The 15,937-nt window shown below is 43.0% G+C and carries 15 protein-coding genes; 7 read left to right on the forward strand and 8 right to left on the reverse strand.

Translation table 11 applies throughout. From position 1 onward, the window contains the following. Nucleotides 1-8: 8 nt before the first annotated feature. The 5 genes from nuoF to ACILP5_RS02410 are packed head-to-tail and all read left to right on the forward strand — an operon-like array spanning nt 9 to nt 4,571. Entirely contained in the window at nt 9-1,349 is a 1,341-nt protein-coding gene (gene nuoF, locus ACILP5_RS02390; protein ID WP_395617053.1) for an NADH-quinone oxidoreductase subunit NuoF, read from the forward strand. Between the two features lie 20 nt (nt 1,350-1,369). Continuing rightward, entirely contained in the window at nt 1,370-2,401 is a 1,032-nt protein-coding gene (locus ACILP5_RS02395) for a 2Fe-2S iron-sulfur cluster-binding protein (protein ID WP_395617054.1), read from the forward strand. After that, nucleotides 2,402-3,526 (forward strand): NADH-quinone oxidoreductase subunit NuoH, encoded by a 1,125-nt coding sequence (gene nuoH, locus ACILP5_RS02400; RefSeq protein ID WP_395617055.1) that lies wholly within the window; start codon nt 2,402-2,404, stop codon nt 3,524-3,526. Nucleotides 3,527-3,530: 4 nt separating this feature from the next. Continuing rightward, nucleotides 3,531-4,049 (forward strand): NuoI/complex I 23 kDa subunit family protein, encoded by a 519-nt coding sequence (locus ACILP5_RS02405; protein WP_395617056.1) that lies wholly within the window; start codon nt 3,531-3,533, stop codon nt 4,047-4,049. A gap of 6 nt (nt 4,050-4,055) precedes the next feature. Beyond that, a complete protein-coding gene (locus tag ACILP5_RS02410; RefSeq protein ID WP_395617057.1) occupies nt 4,056-4,571 on the forward strand; it encodes an NADH-quinone oxidoreductase subunit J in 516 nt (171 codons plus the stop codon). Nucleotides 4,572-4,761: 190 nt separating this feature from the next. On the opposite strand, the gene ACILP5_RS02415 is transcribed toward ACILP5_RS02410, so the two are convergent. Beyond that, nucleotides 4,762-5,325, reverse strand: a complete 564-nt coding sequence (locus ACILP5_RS02415; RefSeq protein WP_395617058.1) for a hypothetical protein — start codon at nt 5,323-5,325, stop codon at nt 4,762-4,764. A 241-nt stretch (nt 5,326-5,566) separates the two neighbouring features. On the opposite strand from ACILP5_RS02415, the gene ACILP5_RS02420 reads away from it, so the two are divergent. After that, nucleotides 5,567-6,622 (forward strand): sensor histidine kinase, encoded by a 1,056-nt coding sequence (locus tag ACILP5_RS02420; RefSeq protein WP_395617059.1) that lies wholly within the window; start codon nt 5,567-5,569, stop codon nt 6,620-6,622. Nucleotides 6,623-6,632: 10 nt separating this feature from the next. Continuing rightward, nucleotides 6,633-7,340, forward strand: coding sequence for a LytR/AlgR family response regulator transcription factor (locus ACILP5_RS02425; RefSeq protein WP_395617060.1), 708 nt, complete (start codon nt 6,633-6,635; stop codon nt 7,338-7,340). On the opposite strand, the gene ACILP5_RS02430 is transcribed toward ACILP5_RS02425, so the two are convergent. From ACILP5_RS02430 to ACILP5_RS02460, 7 genes are all read right to left on the reverse strand, one after another. Then, nucleotides 7,324-9,222, reverse strand: coding sequence for a TonB-dependent receptor (locus ACILP5_RS02430; protein ID WP_395617061.1), 1,899 nt, complete (start codon nt 9,220-9,222; stop codon nt 7,324-7,326). The genes ACILP5_RS02425 and ACILP5_RS02430 overlap by 17 nt on opposite strands. A gap of 1 nt (nt 9,223) precedes the next feature. After that, nucleotides 9,224-9,991: a hypothetical protein gene (locus ACILP5_RS02435; RefSeq protein WP_395617062.1), complete on the reverse strand. Its 768-nt coding sequence runs from the start codon at nt 9,989-9,991 to the stop codon at nt 9,224-9,226. 20 nt (nt 9,992-10,011) lie between these two features. Continuing rightward, entirely contained in the window at nt 10,012-10,776 is a 765-nt protein-coding gene (locus ACILP5_RS02440) for a glycosyltransferase family 2 protein (protein WP_395617063.1), read from the reverse strand. Then, nucleotides 10,763-11,968 carry a glycosyltransferase gene (locus ACILP5_RS02445; protein WP_395617064.1) on the reverse strand — a complete coding sequence of 402 codons (1,206 nt, stop codon included), beginning with the start codon at nt 11,966-11,968 and terminating at the stop codon, nt 10,763-10,765. The genes ACILP5_RS02440 and ACILP5_RS02445 overlap by 14 nt, the downstream gene beginning before the upstream one ends. After that, nucleotides 11,968-13,065 carry a non-hydrolyzing UDP-N-acetylglucosamine 2-epimerase gene (gene wecB, locus ACILP5_RS02450; RefSeq protein WP_395617065.1) on the reverse strand — a complete coding sequence of 366 codons (1,098 nt, stop codon included), beginning with the start codon at nt 13,063-13,065 and terminating at the stop codon, nt 11,968-11,970. Before wecB ends, ACILP5_RS02445 begins: the two co-directional genes overlap by 1 nt. A 118-nt stretch (nt 13,066-13,183) precedes the next feature. Next, entirely contained in the window at nt 13,184-14,416 is a 1,233-nt protein-coding gene (locus ACILP5_RS02455) for a glycosyltransferase family 4 protein (protein WP_395617066.1), read from the reverse strand. Beyond that, entirely contained in the window at nt 14,413-15,909 is a 1,497-nt protein-coding gene (locus ACILP5_RS02460) for a lipopolysaccharide biosynthesis protein (RefSeq protein ID WP_395617067.1), read from the reverse strand. Before ACILP5_RS02460 ends, ACILP5_RS02455 begins: the two co-directional genes overlap by 4 nt. Nucleotides 15,910-15,937: the final 28 nt, after the last annotated feature.

Genomic DNA, 15,937 nt, shown 5'->3' on the forward strand with positions numbered 1-15,937 from the left:
GGCCTAGGATGAAGATATTAACCGAACATATAGACGTACCTAACATCGATACTATCGATGTGTTCATGAAACATGGAGGGTATGCAGCGGTCAAAAAAGCGTTAAAGAAAATGACTCCTGATGAAGTAACTGAAGAGGTGAAAAAATCAGGTCTTCGTGGTCGTGGGGGCGCAGGTTTCCCAATGGGCATGAAGTGGTCATTCTTAGCTAAACCAGAGGGTGTACCTCGTTATTTAGTGTGTAATGCAGACGAATCAGAGCCTGGTACGTTCAAGGACCACTATTTGATGTGGAAATCACCGCATACCTTAATCGAAGGGATGATCGTTTCTTCGTTTGCCCTAGGAGCAAATACCTCGTACATCTATGTACGTGGGGAGTTAATGTATGTGATTGCTATTTTAGAAAAGGCGATTCAAGAGGCTTACGATAAAGGATTATTAGGTAAGAACATTTTAGGTTCTGGTTATGATTTAGACCTATTTGTTCAGCCTGGTGGTGGAGCCTATATCTGCGGAGAGGAAACAGCCTTGTTAGAATCTTTAGAGGGAAAAAGAGGGAATCCACGTAATAAGCCACCTTTCCCAGCGGTGAAAGGATTGTGGCAATGCCCTACGGTGGTGAATAACGTTGAATCTATCGCAGCCACTTCGTGGATCGTGAACAACGGTGGCGATGCGTATGCGGCGATCGGTGTAGGACGTAGTACAGGAACAAAATTGATTTCGGCATCAGGTCATATCAAGAAACCAGGTGTTTATGAAATTCCATTAGGTATTACCGTAGAAGACTTTATCTATTCAGATGAGTGGTGCGGTGGTATTCGCGATGGACATAAATTAAAAGCAGTCGTAGCCGGTGGTTCGTCTGTGCCTATCTTGCCAGCGGAGTTAATCTTAACGACGGCGGCAGGAGAGAAACGTTTAATGACCTATGAATCTTTATCGGATGGAGGCTTTGTCTCCGGTACGATGTTAGGTTCTGGTGGTTTTGTGGTGATGGACGAGACAGCTTGCATAGTGCATAATACCTTGACATTTGCGAAGTTCTACCACCACGAGTCATGTGGACAATGTTCCCCTTGCCGGGAAGGAACGGGTTGGATGGACAAAGTAATTAACCGCATCGAGCACGGGCAAGGCCGAATAGAGGACATCGATTTGTTAGTCGATGTAGCGAAAAAAATTGAAGGAAATACGATTTGTCCATTAGGGGATGCGGCGGCTTGGCCAGTGGCTGCGGCGATTCGCCATTTCCGCGATGAATTCGAATGGCATATTGAACACCCAGAATTAGCGACAAAACCAGGCGCAGTATTTATGCGCAAGGGGGCTAGTTGGACTAAATAATTTGGCAGAAATTAACGAATATGAAAGTTACGATAGATAATATCACCCTTGAGGTAGAACCAGGAACCACTATCATGCAGGCAGCTCGCATGATCGGGCCTGAGGTTGCTCCGCCAGCTATGTGCTATTATGAGCCTTTGAAGGGTTCAGGTGGAAAATGCCGTGCTTGTTTAGTGAAGGTGACAGCGGGATCTGAGAAAGACCCTCGCCCGATGCCTAAATTAGTTCCAGCCTGCATTACAGCCGTTCAAGACGGGATGATCGTAGAAAATACGGTGAACGAAGACGTGTTAGAAACACGCAAAGGCATCGTAGAATTCTTGTTATTAAATCACCCATTAGATTGCCCCGTGTGTGATCAAGCGGGAGAGTGTCACCTGCAAGACTTCTCGTTCGAGCACGGTGTATCATCAACTCGTACGGTAGAGGAACGCAATACGTTCGAACCGACTGATTTAGGTCCGAACATCCAGTTACACATGAACCGTTGCATCTTGTGCTACCGTTGTGTGTATACGGCGGATCAAATCACAGATGGCCGTGTTCATGGAGTCATGAACCGCGGAGATCATGCAGAAATCAGTACCTATATTGAGAAAGCGATTGATAACGACTTCTCTGGTAACGTGATTGATGTGTGTCCAGTGGGCGCTTTAACCGATAAAACCTACCGTTTCAAGAGCCGTGTATGGTTCTCGAAGCCAGTAGATGCACATTGCGAGTGTAGCAAATGTTCTGGAAAGGCAACGATCTGGTACAAAGGAGAGGAAGTGATTCGCGTGACGGGTCGCAAGAATATGTGGGGCGAGGTAACGGATTTTATTTGCAATGGATGTCGTTTTGATAAGAAAAAGACGGCTGATTGGGTGATCGAAGGACCGACAAATGTGTCTCGTCATTCAGTGATTTCAGCGAATAAATATGGTGCGAATTTGATTAAGCCAGCGTTCCCAGTGTTACAGGCGGCGCGCGATTACAAGCAAATCAATGACGATCGTGACCGTAGTTTTTTAGGCATTCAACCTGCTTTACCTAAATCTAAAAAGAAATAGATGGACTTATTTAATTCAGTATTTTTTGCCAAAGCGTCTTTCATCGGGGTCATCTTCTTGATCACCTTAGGGGTAGCAGCTTATTCAACGTATTTCGAGCGTAAGATCGCGGCTTTCATGCAAGACCGTATTGGTCCGGATCGCGCTGGTCCTTTTGGGATTTTACAACCCTTAGCGGATGCGGTAAAGATGTTCATGAAGGAAGATTTTATTCCAGCTAACTCGAACAAATGGTTGTTCATTATGGGCCCATGTTTGTCGATGTTGACGGCGTTAATGACCTCGGCGGTGGTTCCTTTTGGGGATACCATCACGATGGGTGATGTGACATTTGACTTACAAGGTATCGATGTGAATATTGGTATTTTATGGGTGTTTGGTATCGTTTCTTTAGGTGTTTACGGTATCCTAATTGGTGGTTGGGCATCTAATAACAAGTATTCTTTATTAGGCGCGATTCGTGCGGCTTCCCAAAACATCTCTTACGAGCTTGCCATGGGTCTTTCAATCATCGCGATTTTGATGATGACTGGTTCTCTTTCTACCAAAGCAATTGTGGAGGCTCAACAAAACGGTCACTGGAACATCTTGTACCAACCGATGGGCTTCATCATCTTCTTGATTTGTGCGTTTGCCGAGTGTAATCGTACTCCTTTTGACTTGCCTGAGTGTGAGACGGAATTAATCGGTGGATACCACACAGAATACTCTTCGATGAAATTAGGCTTCTATCTGTTCGCCGAATACATCAATATGTTCATTTCTGGAGCCGTGATGGCGACCCTTTATTTTGGTGGTTATGATTATCCAGGTATTGGTTTTGTGACAGAACAATTAGGTGCTACGGCAGCGACGTTGATTGGAGCAGGTGCATTGATTGGAAAGGCTTTGGCTTTCGTCTTCATCTTTATGTGGGTGCGCTGGACATTACCTCGTTTCCGCTATGATCAATTAATGGGCTTAGGCTGGTCAGGCTTAATTCCATTAGCCATGTTTAACATCGTAGTAACCGGATTAGGGGTTTTACTAGACCAACAGATTCTGATTGGAATCGGTGGAGTAGTCGTATTTATCGCGGGAATCGTGGTGTACGATCAATTATTTGTGAAGAAAAAAATAGCATAGCGATATGAAATTAAGTAATAGAACGAAGGTAGTAGAGCAAGGCGAAATGACTTTAGCAGAGCGTATGTATCTTCCTGCGATTGTAGGGGGTATGGCGACGACGTTGAAGCACTTTTTCTCGAAGCCTGTGACGATTCGTTATCCTGAGCAAACGCGTTATTTGGGTCCGATTTACCGTGGTCAACACATTTTGAAGAAAGATGAGCAAGGTGCGGAACGTTGTACGGCTTGCGGTCTTTGTGCCGTAGCCTGTCCTGCGGAGGCTATTTCGATGGTCGCTGAGGAGCGCAAGAAGGGGGAAGAGAAATTGTACAGAGAAGAGAAGTATGCCAAAGTATACGAAATCAACATGTTACGTTGCATCTTCTGCGGTCTTTGCGAGGAGGCTTGTCCTAAAGAGGCAATCTTCTTACGTCACGATCAAATGGTCCCTGTATTCAATAGCCGCGATGAGGTGATTTACGGGAAAGATAAATTAGTTGAAAAAATGGACCAACGCTACTTGCGTGAGGGCTGGAAATAAATTCTTATGGAGATTTCTAATATTTGGTATTTTCTTTCAGGTTTAACGTTATTAAGCGCCCTAATGGTCGTTTTAGCAAAGAACCCTATTCACTCGGTTTTATACCTAGTCTTTACCTTTTTCTGCATCTCAGGGCACTACGTCTTATTGAATGCACAATTCTTGATGGCCGTAAATATCATCGTTTACGCTGGTGCCATCATGGTTCTATTCCTATTCGTGATCATGATGTTTGATTTGCGAAAGAACCAACCGGAATCAAAATCCAACCTAACAAAGCTGGCTGGCTCTGTAGTCGCAGGTTCTCTTTTAGTGGTTTTAATTGCTTTAGTGCGTCAAAACAATATGGTACCACCACGATCAGAAGGATTTATTTCCCAAACGGGTATGGTGGAGAACCTAGGTAAAGTTTTGTATTCTGAGTACCTATTGCCATTTGAGCTAGTATCTATCTTGTTCTTTGTGGCGATGGTGGGTGCGGTGTTGTTAGGGAAGCGTGAAGCAGGGGAGAGGAATTTCTAGTTTAAAAGAATAAAGCATAAAGCACAAAGAATAAAGTTGGAATCCGCTTCGCGGAAACTTATGTGAAATGTATTTCACGAATTCATTAAAAAAGGGAACCCGAAAGGTTCCCTTTTTTAATTCCAACTCTATGCTTTATTCTTTTTGCTCTATGCTTTAAATCTATACTCTCTACTCTCTTATCTTTAATCTATTTTCCGCGAATGCGTTTGTCAAAAACCCCCACCTTCACCCCCAGCGTTCCAGCACCTCTCGACATACCAGGAGTTTTTTCTTCTCCTACTGCAAAGCGGTAATTCATTCCGCCAAAAGCCTTGATATACTTGAAAAGATTTACTTCTAGGTTGATTCCAGGTTGGATACCTAGTGCTTTTGGACCATATTCAAAGCGATCGTGCCAAATGGGTTCTGGCATTATGTAGCTGGAATAAAGCGGTTGAGGGTACATATTTGCGGAAAAATCTTCTTGTATACGTCCGATGGAAACAGGGAAGCTCAAATGGAAAACTTTGTTTGCCACAGGTGTTGCCTCTAGGGTGAATGCGTTGAATCGTCTACGAGGTTCAGGCGCATAGCCATTTGGGTCATCTTTGCGTGGATAAGAATGGAAGGAGGTAAGTCCAATGGAGAACTTATTATTTAGGTGCACCTGGAAAGTCAATCCTCGTTCTGGTCCGCCCTTGCCCAAGAGGGTTTGGGATTGAAGGGATAGTCCGAATGAGTTAAGCTTTTTAAGTTTGAAAAGAGTCTTCATCTGAGTGGATGTGTCTTTTTTGACTTTTACTACCGACTCTTGACTTTAGGATGTAAATGCAATAAATAGTAGGGCTATTAGGAGGATTGAATTTTTCATAGGCTCAATTTTTTACGAAAATACAATTTTATTCTTTTTTAAAAATTATTTTGATTGAAGGGTATTATTCGGAGATTAAAGGTCAAATTCTATCGATGAAGCCATAGTGTGGATTGCACTTATTTATCTAGATTTGTAAAATATGTGGCAGGCAATTAATTATAGGAAAACCAAGCGCACCTTTCAGGTGTTGTTTAACCTGATTCTTTGGGGAATGTGGATTGGTTTACCTTTATTAAGCCCTGTCCATCAGACTCACGAAGTCGCACATCCGCATCCTCACGATAATCCGGAATTTTCAGAACATATTTGGGTAGAGTTGATTACGGTGATGCCATTGTTTTATGTGATAACGCTGTTGTTGATTCCATTTGTATTTAAGAAGAAAGGAATTTGGGTGTTTTTTGCGGCCTTAATTGTGACAAATGTGGGATTCTTTTTGTTGCAGACTTTGTTTCACCATACTTTTTTAGAATTTGAGCATGAGCACGGTACAGCCCCAGAGATTTTGGGGGTATTCCCGCTCATCATGGTGTCTGCCATTGCTTCTGCTTATGGTTTGTTGTTAGAGTTTTTAGAACAAGATGCGAATAAGGAAGAACAGAAAAATGAGCAATTGAAATCAGAATTAGCTTTTTTGCGCTCGCAAATTAGTCCCCATTTTATCTTTAATATTCTGAACAGTATTGTCTATTTGATACGGACTAAAGCCTCCGAAAAAGCGGAAGATGTCACAATGCGCTTATCCTCTTTAATGCGCTATATGTTGTATGATTCAGACCAAACAATGGTACCCTTAACGAATGAATTAGCGTATGTGGAAAATTATATTGATCTCCAAAAAATGCGATTTGACGGCAATGTTGATTTTAATTTTCAAGTAAAGGGGGATGGTGCTGGGCATATGATTGAGCCCATGTTATTAATCCCATTTGTAGAAAATGCGGTTAAACATGGGGTGGGTTTAATCGATAAACCCTTTATCTATGTGACTCTTGAGACGACAGAGCATGGATTGCATTTTCTAGTAAAGAATAAAAAAGGGAAAGAGGAGCAAATATTTAAGGACCCTAGTTCTGGAATTGGGTTGAAGAATGTTAAACGTCGATTGGAATTATTATACCCTAAAAAACACGTGTTAACGATTGTAGAGGATGAAGTGAATTTTTCCGTGGAACTAAACCTAACTTTGAAATAAGATGGTAAAAATGAACTGCATTGTCGTGGACGACGAAGTGATGGGCCGTAAATTAATGGAGGAAAATGTAAAGCAAATTCCTTTTTTACATCTGGTAGGTTCCTGTTCGAATGCTTTTGAGGCGATGGAATTGATGCAAAAGGAGCAGGTTGATTTAGTGTTCTTGGATATTCAAATGCCGGGCTTATTGGGGACGTCGTTTTTGTCTTCTTTGGCCGTCAAACCGCTAGTCATTTTTGTTACTGCCTATGCGAATTATGCGGTAGAAAGTTATAATCTAGATGCGGTTGATTATCTGATGAAACCGGTAAGTCTTGATCGTTTTGCGCTAAGTGCAAATAAGGCATACCATATTTTTGTAGGTAAAAATGTGGTAGGGAAAAATCCTTTAGAAGATTTCTTTTTCGTCAATGTGGAGTATTCGCTTGTTCGAATTTCAGTACCTAGTGTGACCCACGTGGAAGGATTGAAAGATTATGTGAAGATTTTTGTGGAAGGAGAGCGCTATCCCATTTTGACGAAACAGACAATGAAAAGTGTCGAGGCTAAAATAATGCCTCATGGTTTTATGCGGGTTCACAAATCGTTTATTGTGAATCTACAGAAAATTGAATCCATAAAGCAGCAACGTATTAAAATTGGGAATTACGAAATAGCGGTTAGCGATTCTCACATCGGTGAATTAATGGAGCGGCTAAACGCTAGTAAGCTAGGTTAAGTTGCAGACCTATATGGTAATTTCGGCCAGGAGCAGTGTTGTAAAAACGGCCTCCTGCCGCGTTTAAATCCGGCCCTAAAGAAAAGAGCTCATTTCCCACGTTATCTGCTGCAGCCCAAAAAGTCCATCTTTTTTTGGCATAGCTGATTTTTGTATTCCAAAGTCGGTACGAGCCCATTTGTTCCGTATTCGCATCATTCAGAAATTGATAATCCATAAATTGGAAATTTTGTATCAGACTCAAACCAGAGGGATGTCGCCAAAACAAGGTCGTCGCCTGTTGGTAGGGGGCTGTTCCCGTTAAGAAATTTCCATTCGAGAATCGAAAATTTTGCCAAGTATGAGATTGTTCTAATGAGAGGGTCGGACTGATCATCCAAGTAGAACTTAATTCTAAGCCTTGCTGAGTGGTGGAACCTGCGTTTGTGAAAAAGTCTGATCCATCCGCAGCTCTTCGTACCACAATGGTTTCGTCCAGATTAAATTGATAAATACTCAGATCCCAATTAAATTTTTGGTATTTGCCTCGGTAGGTGATCTCGTGATTCCAGCCTTTTTCAGCCTTTAATGTACGATTAATCTCTCCTGATGAGGGACGTAATTCACTGATGCTGGGAGGGGAGAATCCGTGAGCAACTTTGGCAACAATACTCTGGTGATCGCCTAATTTACGCAGGATGGCAAAGCGAGGTGAGAAGATGGCCTCATTTCCGATGTACTCCGTCCAATAACTATTTAAACTACCCGAGAAAGTAAAAATCCATTTTGGGAGGCCCACGTATTCATTTTGCAAGAAAAGACTTCCTTGCTGAACGTTCGTGTTTTGGGTAAGTTGAAGGGGTCCCTTTACTCCCAGGGAATTCCCATAGGTAGAACTATTCAGCTGTCCCGCTTGGTATTCAAAACCGAGATCACTTTGTAATTTGCCTTTTCGGTGAAGCACCCCACGAGTGGAGAAATTGGGTTCGTGTCGAATTTCGTAATTCCGAATAGTTGGATTTTCAATGTTATTCACCTGAAGAGCTTGACTCAGATCCCAAGCCCATCGGTTATTGATGACCTGCGAGGCGCGCGCACTAAGTCCAGAACTTTTTATCTTAAATGTGGCGCCTTGCTGTTCTGCACTTTTAAACAAACCTGCTGCAGGTCTAGCTTGTCTTGGATTAGCAAGAAATTGCGCCTTGGTTAATCCTCCCGGGGTTTGATAGGTTAAATCGACATAATAAGCACTCAGGTCAAGATTTAATTCTTTTGCGAAGCTGTGATGGAATTCATAGGAAATCCATTGTTTCTTTAAGTCGGATTGAGCTCGGTAACCCTCTTGCTGGTTAAAGGAGGCGAAAAGTCGGTGGTTTTCGCTGGATAAGTCAACCGCCGTTCTGATTCCACCTAGGGTATGGTAAACAGTCTCCGCTTTTAGGGAATTTCCACGCGGCGCACTTTCAAATAAGAGGACTCCTCCAGTTCCAGCGCCGTAAATTCCGGCAGATGGCCCTTTTGTGATGGTTAGCGATGAATACAAGGCAGGTTCTAACAGGGAAATATAGGTATTGTTACCTGCATCGGTGAAGGGAATTTGATTCCAGTAGACTTTGGTATTTCTTACTCCAAAAGGGGCACGCAACGAACTCCCTCTGATCGCAATTCGGTAACTACCAGGCGAACGCTCTTCCATCCGGACTCCTGCCATGGTGTTGAGTGCAGCAACGAAATTTGTTGAACTCATTCGCTGCAAATCAGCACTTCTGACGAAGGCATCCGGCGTATTTAATGCGCTTCGCTTTTGTTCGAATACATAGACTTTGACTTCCTCTAAAACACGAGTGGTGTCTTTTTGTGCCAAAACAGGGAAACAGAACAGCAACAAAAGTAATTTTCTCATCTTAGAAGAAATAGGTGAATAAACTGGATGGAATTACAGCTTGTGAAGCAAGAATTGATCTTGAATTCGGATTCACAGCAGCACCTAAGTTGACCACATCGACGTGTATGGCTAATCCAAAATTTCCTCTCGAAACCTGCACTTTAGCTCTGTAATTTAGGGTCTTCTCTTGGGAGAGTGATTGAACGGGAACACCTATTAATTGCCCAAACAAGGACGCTTCCGAAAAAAAGGGTTGAATCAATTGGGCTTGCACGCCTAAGCTAGTTTTTCCGGGTATAACCACTCCTAATCCTGCACTCAATCCATGTAATCTGTATTTTTCTTCCTCTAAGTATTCACCTTTGGAGGAACTTATTCTCCGCGCGATGGAACGACTAAAAAAGCTTACAACAGGTGTCAAGTGGATATTCTTCTTTGAAGGATGGGTATTCCATACAACACCAGCCTCTGCTTCTCCGCCTCGCATGCTCGAATTTAGAAACGTCGATTCCAATAGGGGTTGGCTCTGTACGGAAGATTCAAAAAGGGTGGTATACTTGCTGCGATCAGTGGCGCTAGTCGCCACATTCCCAAGAGAACGAAGAGCGATAAAGTATTTTCTGTTTTTTGTCGGTTTCTGATAGGAAATTTGAGCACCTAAATCAACGGTCATTTGTTGCTCGTGCCAGGAGATGAAGGAGGATCCTATGCTGGAATTGAATCGAATTTTTTGGCCAAAACTTGAGCTACCAATCGCTAGGAAAAAACAGATGATGCGAAATCTCATAGCCACAAAGATAACGGTATTTACCAATACTTGCCTTGCTTCTTCAGGGCAAACACTAGGCCTCTCGCTAGGATTATCAAATGGTTGATCAAATTAGGCAATAGTCCAAAATGCAATTTTAAAACTTGATACCGTTCTTTCCATGACTGTTGCAGATTTTGAACAGACGCACCCCCCATTAAATAATGACAAATAGGGGCGGCGGATTTCAACACGTGCCTACTATTTTTCAATACTTGAATCTCCCAATCAATATCGGAGCTCAGTTTATATTGTAAATCAAAAAGTGGCGCAATGCTACGCTTCGCAATGAAGGCTTGGTGGCAAACCAACATGCCATATTTGAAATCTTTCCAGCTTAATTGATCAGGCAAACGATGTGGAGTCACTTCACTACGCAGTCCTAAAGACTGACCTTCGTTATTTACGAAAACCGCTTCTCCATACAGGACATCTGGATTTCCATTTAGTTCTTTCAATAAGTTTTTCAAAGTTGTCGAACTCGCAAAGGCATCTCCCGCATTTAAAAACAGGATATATTCCCCTTTTGCGAGTTGCATTCCTTTATTCATCGCATCGTAAATGCCCTTGTCCCGTTCAGAAATGAGTTGATTTATCTGCATCTTATTTGCCTCAATAATCGCTAGAGTACGGTCTTTCGACGCCCCATCCACCACGATATAATCGATTTCCTCCGCACAACCTTGTTCGAAGACACTTTTTAACGTGCGTTCGATATAGGCCTCTGCCTGGTAGGTGATCGTGATGATACTAAGCTTGGGCATAATAGGCAAGGTGTTGCTGGGCAACTGTTTTTTGATCGTATAATTGTAGGGCGCGTTCTCTGGATTTCGTTCCAGCGATTTCTGATGCGAGACACCAGTTGATGCCTTTTGCCAAATCAGCTGGGTCAAAAGCCTGAGCCACATAACCAGTTATATGATGTTCAATCATCTCTGGAATACCGCCCACATGGAATCCAACACAGGATGTTCCGCAGGCCATAGCCTCCATGATTGTATTGGGTAAATTTTCTTCCAAAGAAGGAGTCACAAATACATCTGCCGCCGCATAGATGTCGCGCATTTTAGCAGGGTCTGAAACCTGACCAAAACTATGCGATTTCAACGGAAGCTCCTCCGTCAGTTCTCCTCCCACGATAAGTAATTCTGTCGTTTTAGGGTCTAAATAAGCTAATGCCTCTTTCAATAAATGGAAACCTTTAGCAGGGGCATTCATGCGCATAGCGACGAATAAGACGTATTTTTTGTTCGGATCCAATCCTAAATCAGCTGCATTTGGAGAGAAGAATTCTGTGTCAATTGCATTAGGAATGGTCTTAATCGAATGTCCACCTAAAATGCTGCTCTGCTTCGCCCTGCCACCTAACCAGTCGCTACACGTGATAATATGAAGGTTTTTCTCTGCAAATCCGTTTTTCTTCTTTTCCCATAGCCGATGCGAAAGGTCATTGGGATTCGGATTTTTTAGGAATTTGCAATTCCCGCAGCTCTGTTGAAAATGCTCACAAGTTCCGCTGTGGTGACACCCACCCGTGAAGGCCCACATATCGTGCAGGGTCCAAAAAACAGGTTTGTTCAATCGAGTCAGAGACGTAATGTCGCTCAAAGACAGAAAGCCAAAATTCACCCAATGCATATGCACGATATCTGCTTTTTGAATCAGTGGATGCTTCGATATATCACTCCCAAAAACTCCCGGATTGAATAAGAAACGAATCTCTTTATTCTTTTCATATCGAAGGAAAAACAAGCGTTCCGCGATGAATTTAAGCCAGGAAACGATTCCATTTCCAAACTTTATGGCGTTCGAAGTGCTCGCTTTTTCTCTAACGATATAATCCACCCGATGCCCGGTATTTTCTAAAGCTACTTTCAAGCGACCCGCCGCAATCCCAGCCCCGCCATTGCTGTCGTGGTAGGAGAGAAGGACGATATGTAGCTTCTTAAAAGTCATTAAGCAAAGATTTCAGCTAGTTGTGTAGCGATTCTCTCGGCTGCTTTTCCATCCCAAAGCGGAGGAATACTTCCTTTCTTCACGTTGCCTGCCAAAATTTCAACTAGGGCAGCATAGGTTTTCTTTGGATCTAAATCCGATAATAATTGATTTGTTCCTAATGTTACCGTGATGGGTCTTTCTGTCGAATCACGGAAGGTCAAGCAAGGAACTCCTAAATACGTCGTTTCCTCTTGAATACCGCCTGAATCTGTTAAGATTGCCGTCGCATTTGACATCAATTGGATGAATTCTAAATAGCCTAAAGGCTCGGTCATAATCAAGTTTTTGGCCTGATCTAATCGCTTCGCTAAACCAAATTTCTCCATGTGCGCCCGCGTTCTCGGGTGGATGGGGAAAATGATTTTCGTGTCTTGGCTACTTAATTCGATTAATTCAAGAATGGATTCAAGTCCTTCTTTTGTATCCACGTTCGCAGGGCGGTGCATGGTCATGACGATGTAGTCGCTAGTCGAAAGTCCAAGGTCCTCTAATATGGTGGTGGTTTTTGCTTTCTCTTGGTAGCGAACTAAAGAGTCAATCATCACATTGCCAGCGAAGAAAACGCGTTCATCAGCTACGCCTTCGTTTTTCAAATGCTGCATCCCACTTTCCTCTGTTACAAATAAATAATCCGCCACACTATCCGTCAAAATACGGTTAAGTTCTTCTGGCATCGTACGGTCGAAGCTACGTAATCCGGCTTCCACGTGAGCCACTTTGATGCCCATTTTAATAGCGACTAAGGCGCAGGCCAAAGTCGAAGTAACATCCCCCACCACAATTATCAAGTCCGGTTTCTCTGCCTCAACGATTTTCTCAAATGCCACCATTATCTTTGCCGTTACCTCTGTATGGCTTCCGCCCCCAATCCCCAAGAAGAAATCCGGTTCAGGTAATTCGAGTTGCGTAAAAAATACATCGCTCATTTTCGCGTCAAAATGCTGACCCGTATGAACTATCTTCGATGTCCAACCGGCTAACTTTTGGATCGCCCGATGTAGCGGTGCTACTTTCATGAAATTAGGGCGTGCGCCCACAACTTGAATTACTTTCATTTGAATAGATTTCTAAGCTTTAAAGTTACGAAGAAACTTAATAAAGAATAGAGCACAAAGCATAAAGCACAAAGTAGGAATCCCCTTCGGGGATGAATTCGTGAAACGTAAAATCTCTTTATTCTTTATTCTTTGTGCTTTGTGCTTTGGAGTCCAAAGGACTCCTCGTCGCTCCGCGAAAAGCCTCCATATAATTCCCCAGCACCGTATGTATATTAATCTCCTTTTCAATAATCTCCCTCGAACGTTGACCCATTAATGCAATATTTTCTGGACGTTCGAATAATTTCTCAATTACGTTTCGCAGACTTTCTAAAGAACCCGATTCGAAGTAATGTCCATTATAACCCTCGCGCACGAGGCGTTTTTCGGTACCATCTGCGACGGAACAAACGACTGGTTTCGAGAAACACATGGCCTCGTTGATGGACAATCCACCCATACCTGCCAGCACGTAGATTCCGGATTCGCAGGTGATTTTTCCTAATTCTTTGGGATCATAAATACCTCCATGAAACTGGATGAAATCATGGCCTGTAGCCTGCGCTTTCAAAGTTTCCAGTTCTGGGCCATCTCCTACAATAATTAATTCCGTTTGTGGGAATTTCGCGCGCAAGGCAATGGCGGCCTCGATCAATAAATCCACCTGCTTCCATTTGACTAAACGCCCAATATGCAAAAGCCGGAAAGGGTTACTTGAAATATCTTTTAACTCGTTTGCTGTAGCTAATAAGGCGTCTGTATCTGGGGAATTCGCCGTGATAAATACCTTTTCAGCGGGAACGCCATAGCTGCCATGCAAGGCTACTGCTTCGTCTAAATAATTGATATGCGCATCAACTAAATTCGAAAAACGCTTTCTGGTTTCGCGCACGATGAAGAATTTCAAACGGGCGAGAAGGGTTGGGTTCGATTGGTGGACTTGGTTGTTTTCCGTTACACCGCCTCCTTGTAAATAGTAGGAGATAGCATTTCCGTAATGGGGTACTTGAAAGGGGATTTCTTTGGAAATAAGAGCCACTTTGTTTTGTCTCAAAAAGCGGTACCAGCCTGGATAGAAAACAAAAGAGGCTTGGTAGGGCCAGTTGACCATTAATACGTCAGGTTTTTCTGCCAAAATCAATTCCTTCAGCCCGCGGAAAAACTTCTTACCGTAATAGGTCGTATACTCCTCTCTACGAAAAACCTTGAATTCAATGCCTTTGTCCGAAGTATAGACCCCAGCGCCCAAGGTAGCCCCTTTTTCTGTGGGCACCACCACGCAAACCTCTACCCCATAATCGCGTTGCAATTTGTTCAGAACCAGGTTATAATAGTGAGGCAGGCCACCGGCCAGTGACATTATTTTCATTTCTTAAACCAATTAATAACTAGCTCGCTGATGTCAGGAGAAAGTTTGAACTTCGTGACCGCGAGGATAAATAATCCACCGATGGACAAACTGCGAATTCCTACGTTTAGAAACCAGGCCACAACAGGACTAGCTTCGATAACTGGAATTTGAGAAACTATCAAATAAATCAAAGCGCTGACAAGCAGGATTCCGAGTGATCTTAAATCAAAGGGTTGCAGGTCTAATTTCCACCAGATGAAGCCGAATTTCAATGCATTATAACCCGCTAACGCAAGCAGTGAGGCTAATGCTGCTCCGTTATAAGAGTAGAGTGGGATAAGAATTAGGTTTCCTACGACTAATCCGATGGCTAAAATAATGTAGAAAATCAGGTCGTAGCGGTAGTATTTCGAGTTGATTAATACCTCAGAATTCAAGCCCGTTCCCATGTCGATGATCTTGCTTAGACCTACCATCAATACCACCCAGCGGCCTGCTTCGTAGATTTCATGGCGTGGGATAATGGTGTATATGAAGTCCAAATTACACCAAATCAACAAGAAGAGTACACAGCCGATGAGCAGGAGGTTGAGGGAAGATTTTTGGTAAATATCCTGAATATTCTCGCGGTCATTTCGGTTCCAGGCCTGCGCTAAAATAGGTGCTGCAATCGCTGCAATCACATTCCTAGGAATCGAAATCATAATCGCCATCCGGGAATTAATATCAAAAATCGCCGTCGTTCCCAGGCCACCCATGTAGGCGGGCAACATCACTTTTTCAATATGTTGAATCAAGGTAAAACTTGCGCCAGCTAAAATCACCCAGCCACCATAGGAAAGCATTTCCTTAAATACGGGGGTGCGTAAAAATGAAAAATCGACCTTCGTATAAAAGCGTTTCAATTGTTTAATATAGGCTAACAAGCCAGCCACTGCCACTACATACGACAAGGTAATCGCTAATATTAATTCATTAAATGTCAGATATTCGAAGGCGTATGCGATCACTAATACTCCATTTGAGATCCGTAAAAACAACTCCCGAATGATTGCAGGCACCACAATGCGCAGATGCACCCGGGCAAAGGCCTCGAGCACGCTCATGTATAGATAACTAGCCGTCAGCGGGATAATGTAGTAAAAATAGGTCGGTAATAAGGGGGAATTCGTATTATAAATCTCGAAAAATACCGGCTTTAGTGCGAGATAGCCTAGTACAAAAAGACTCAATCCGAATAAAGGGGCTATTAATAAAAAGGTAAAAAAGCCCTTGTGACCATTCGCTGGATCATCAAAATGAGGAAAAAAACGTACGGCAATATGCGGGATTCCTAGCTGGGTAAACGAAGCGAAAATAAGGGGAATACTTACCAGGGCTCCTGCAATTAAGCCGACCTGCTCCTGTGAAAGAAACTTATTGTAGAGGAAGATCACGTTGAAAGTCCCGATCGCCGTACCCAAATAGGTAACGATTGAACCCTTTAAACTTTGTCGAATGACGATCCCCATGCCTTGTTTTGAATGTAATTTACAAAAA

Source organism: Aquirufa sp., assembly GCF_044239315.1.
GTDB lineage: Bacteria > Bacteroidota > Bacteroidia > Cytophagales > Spirosomataceae > Aquirufa.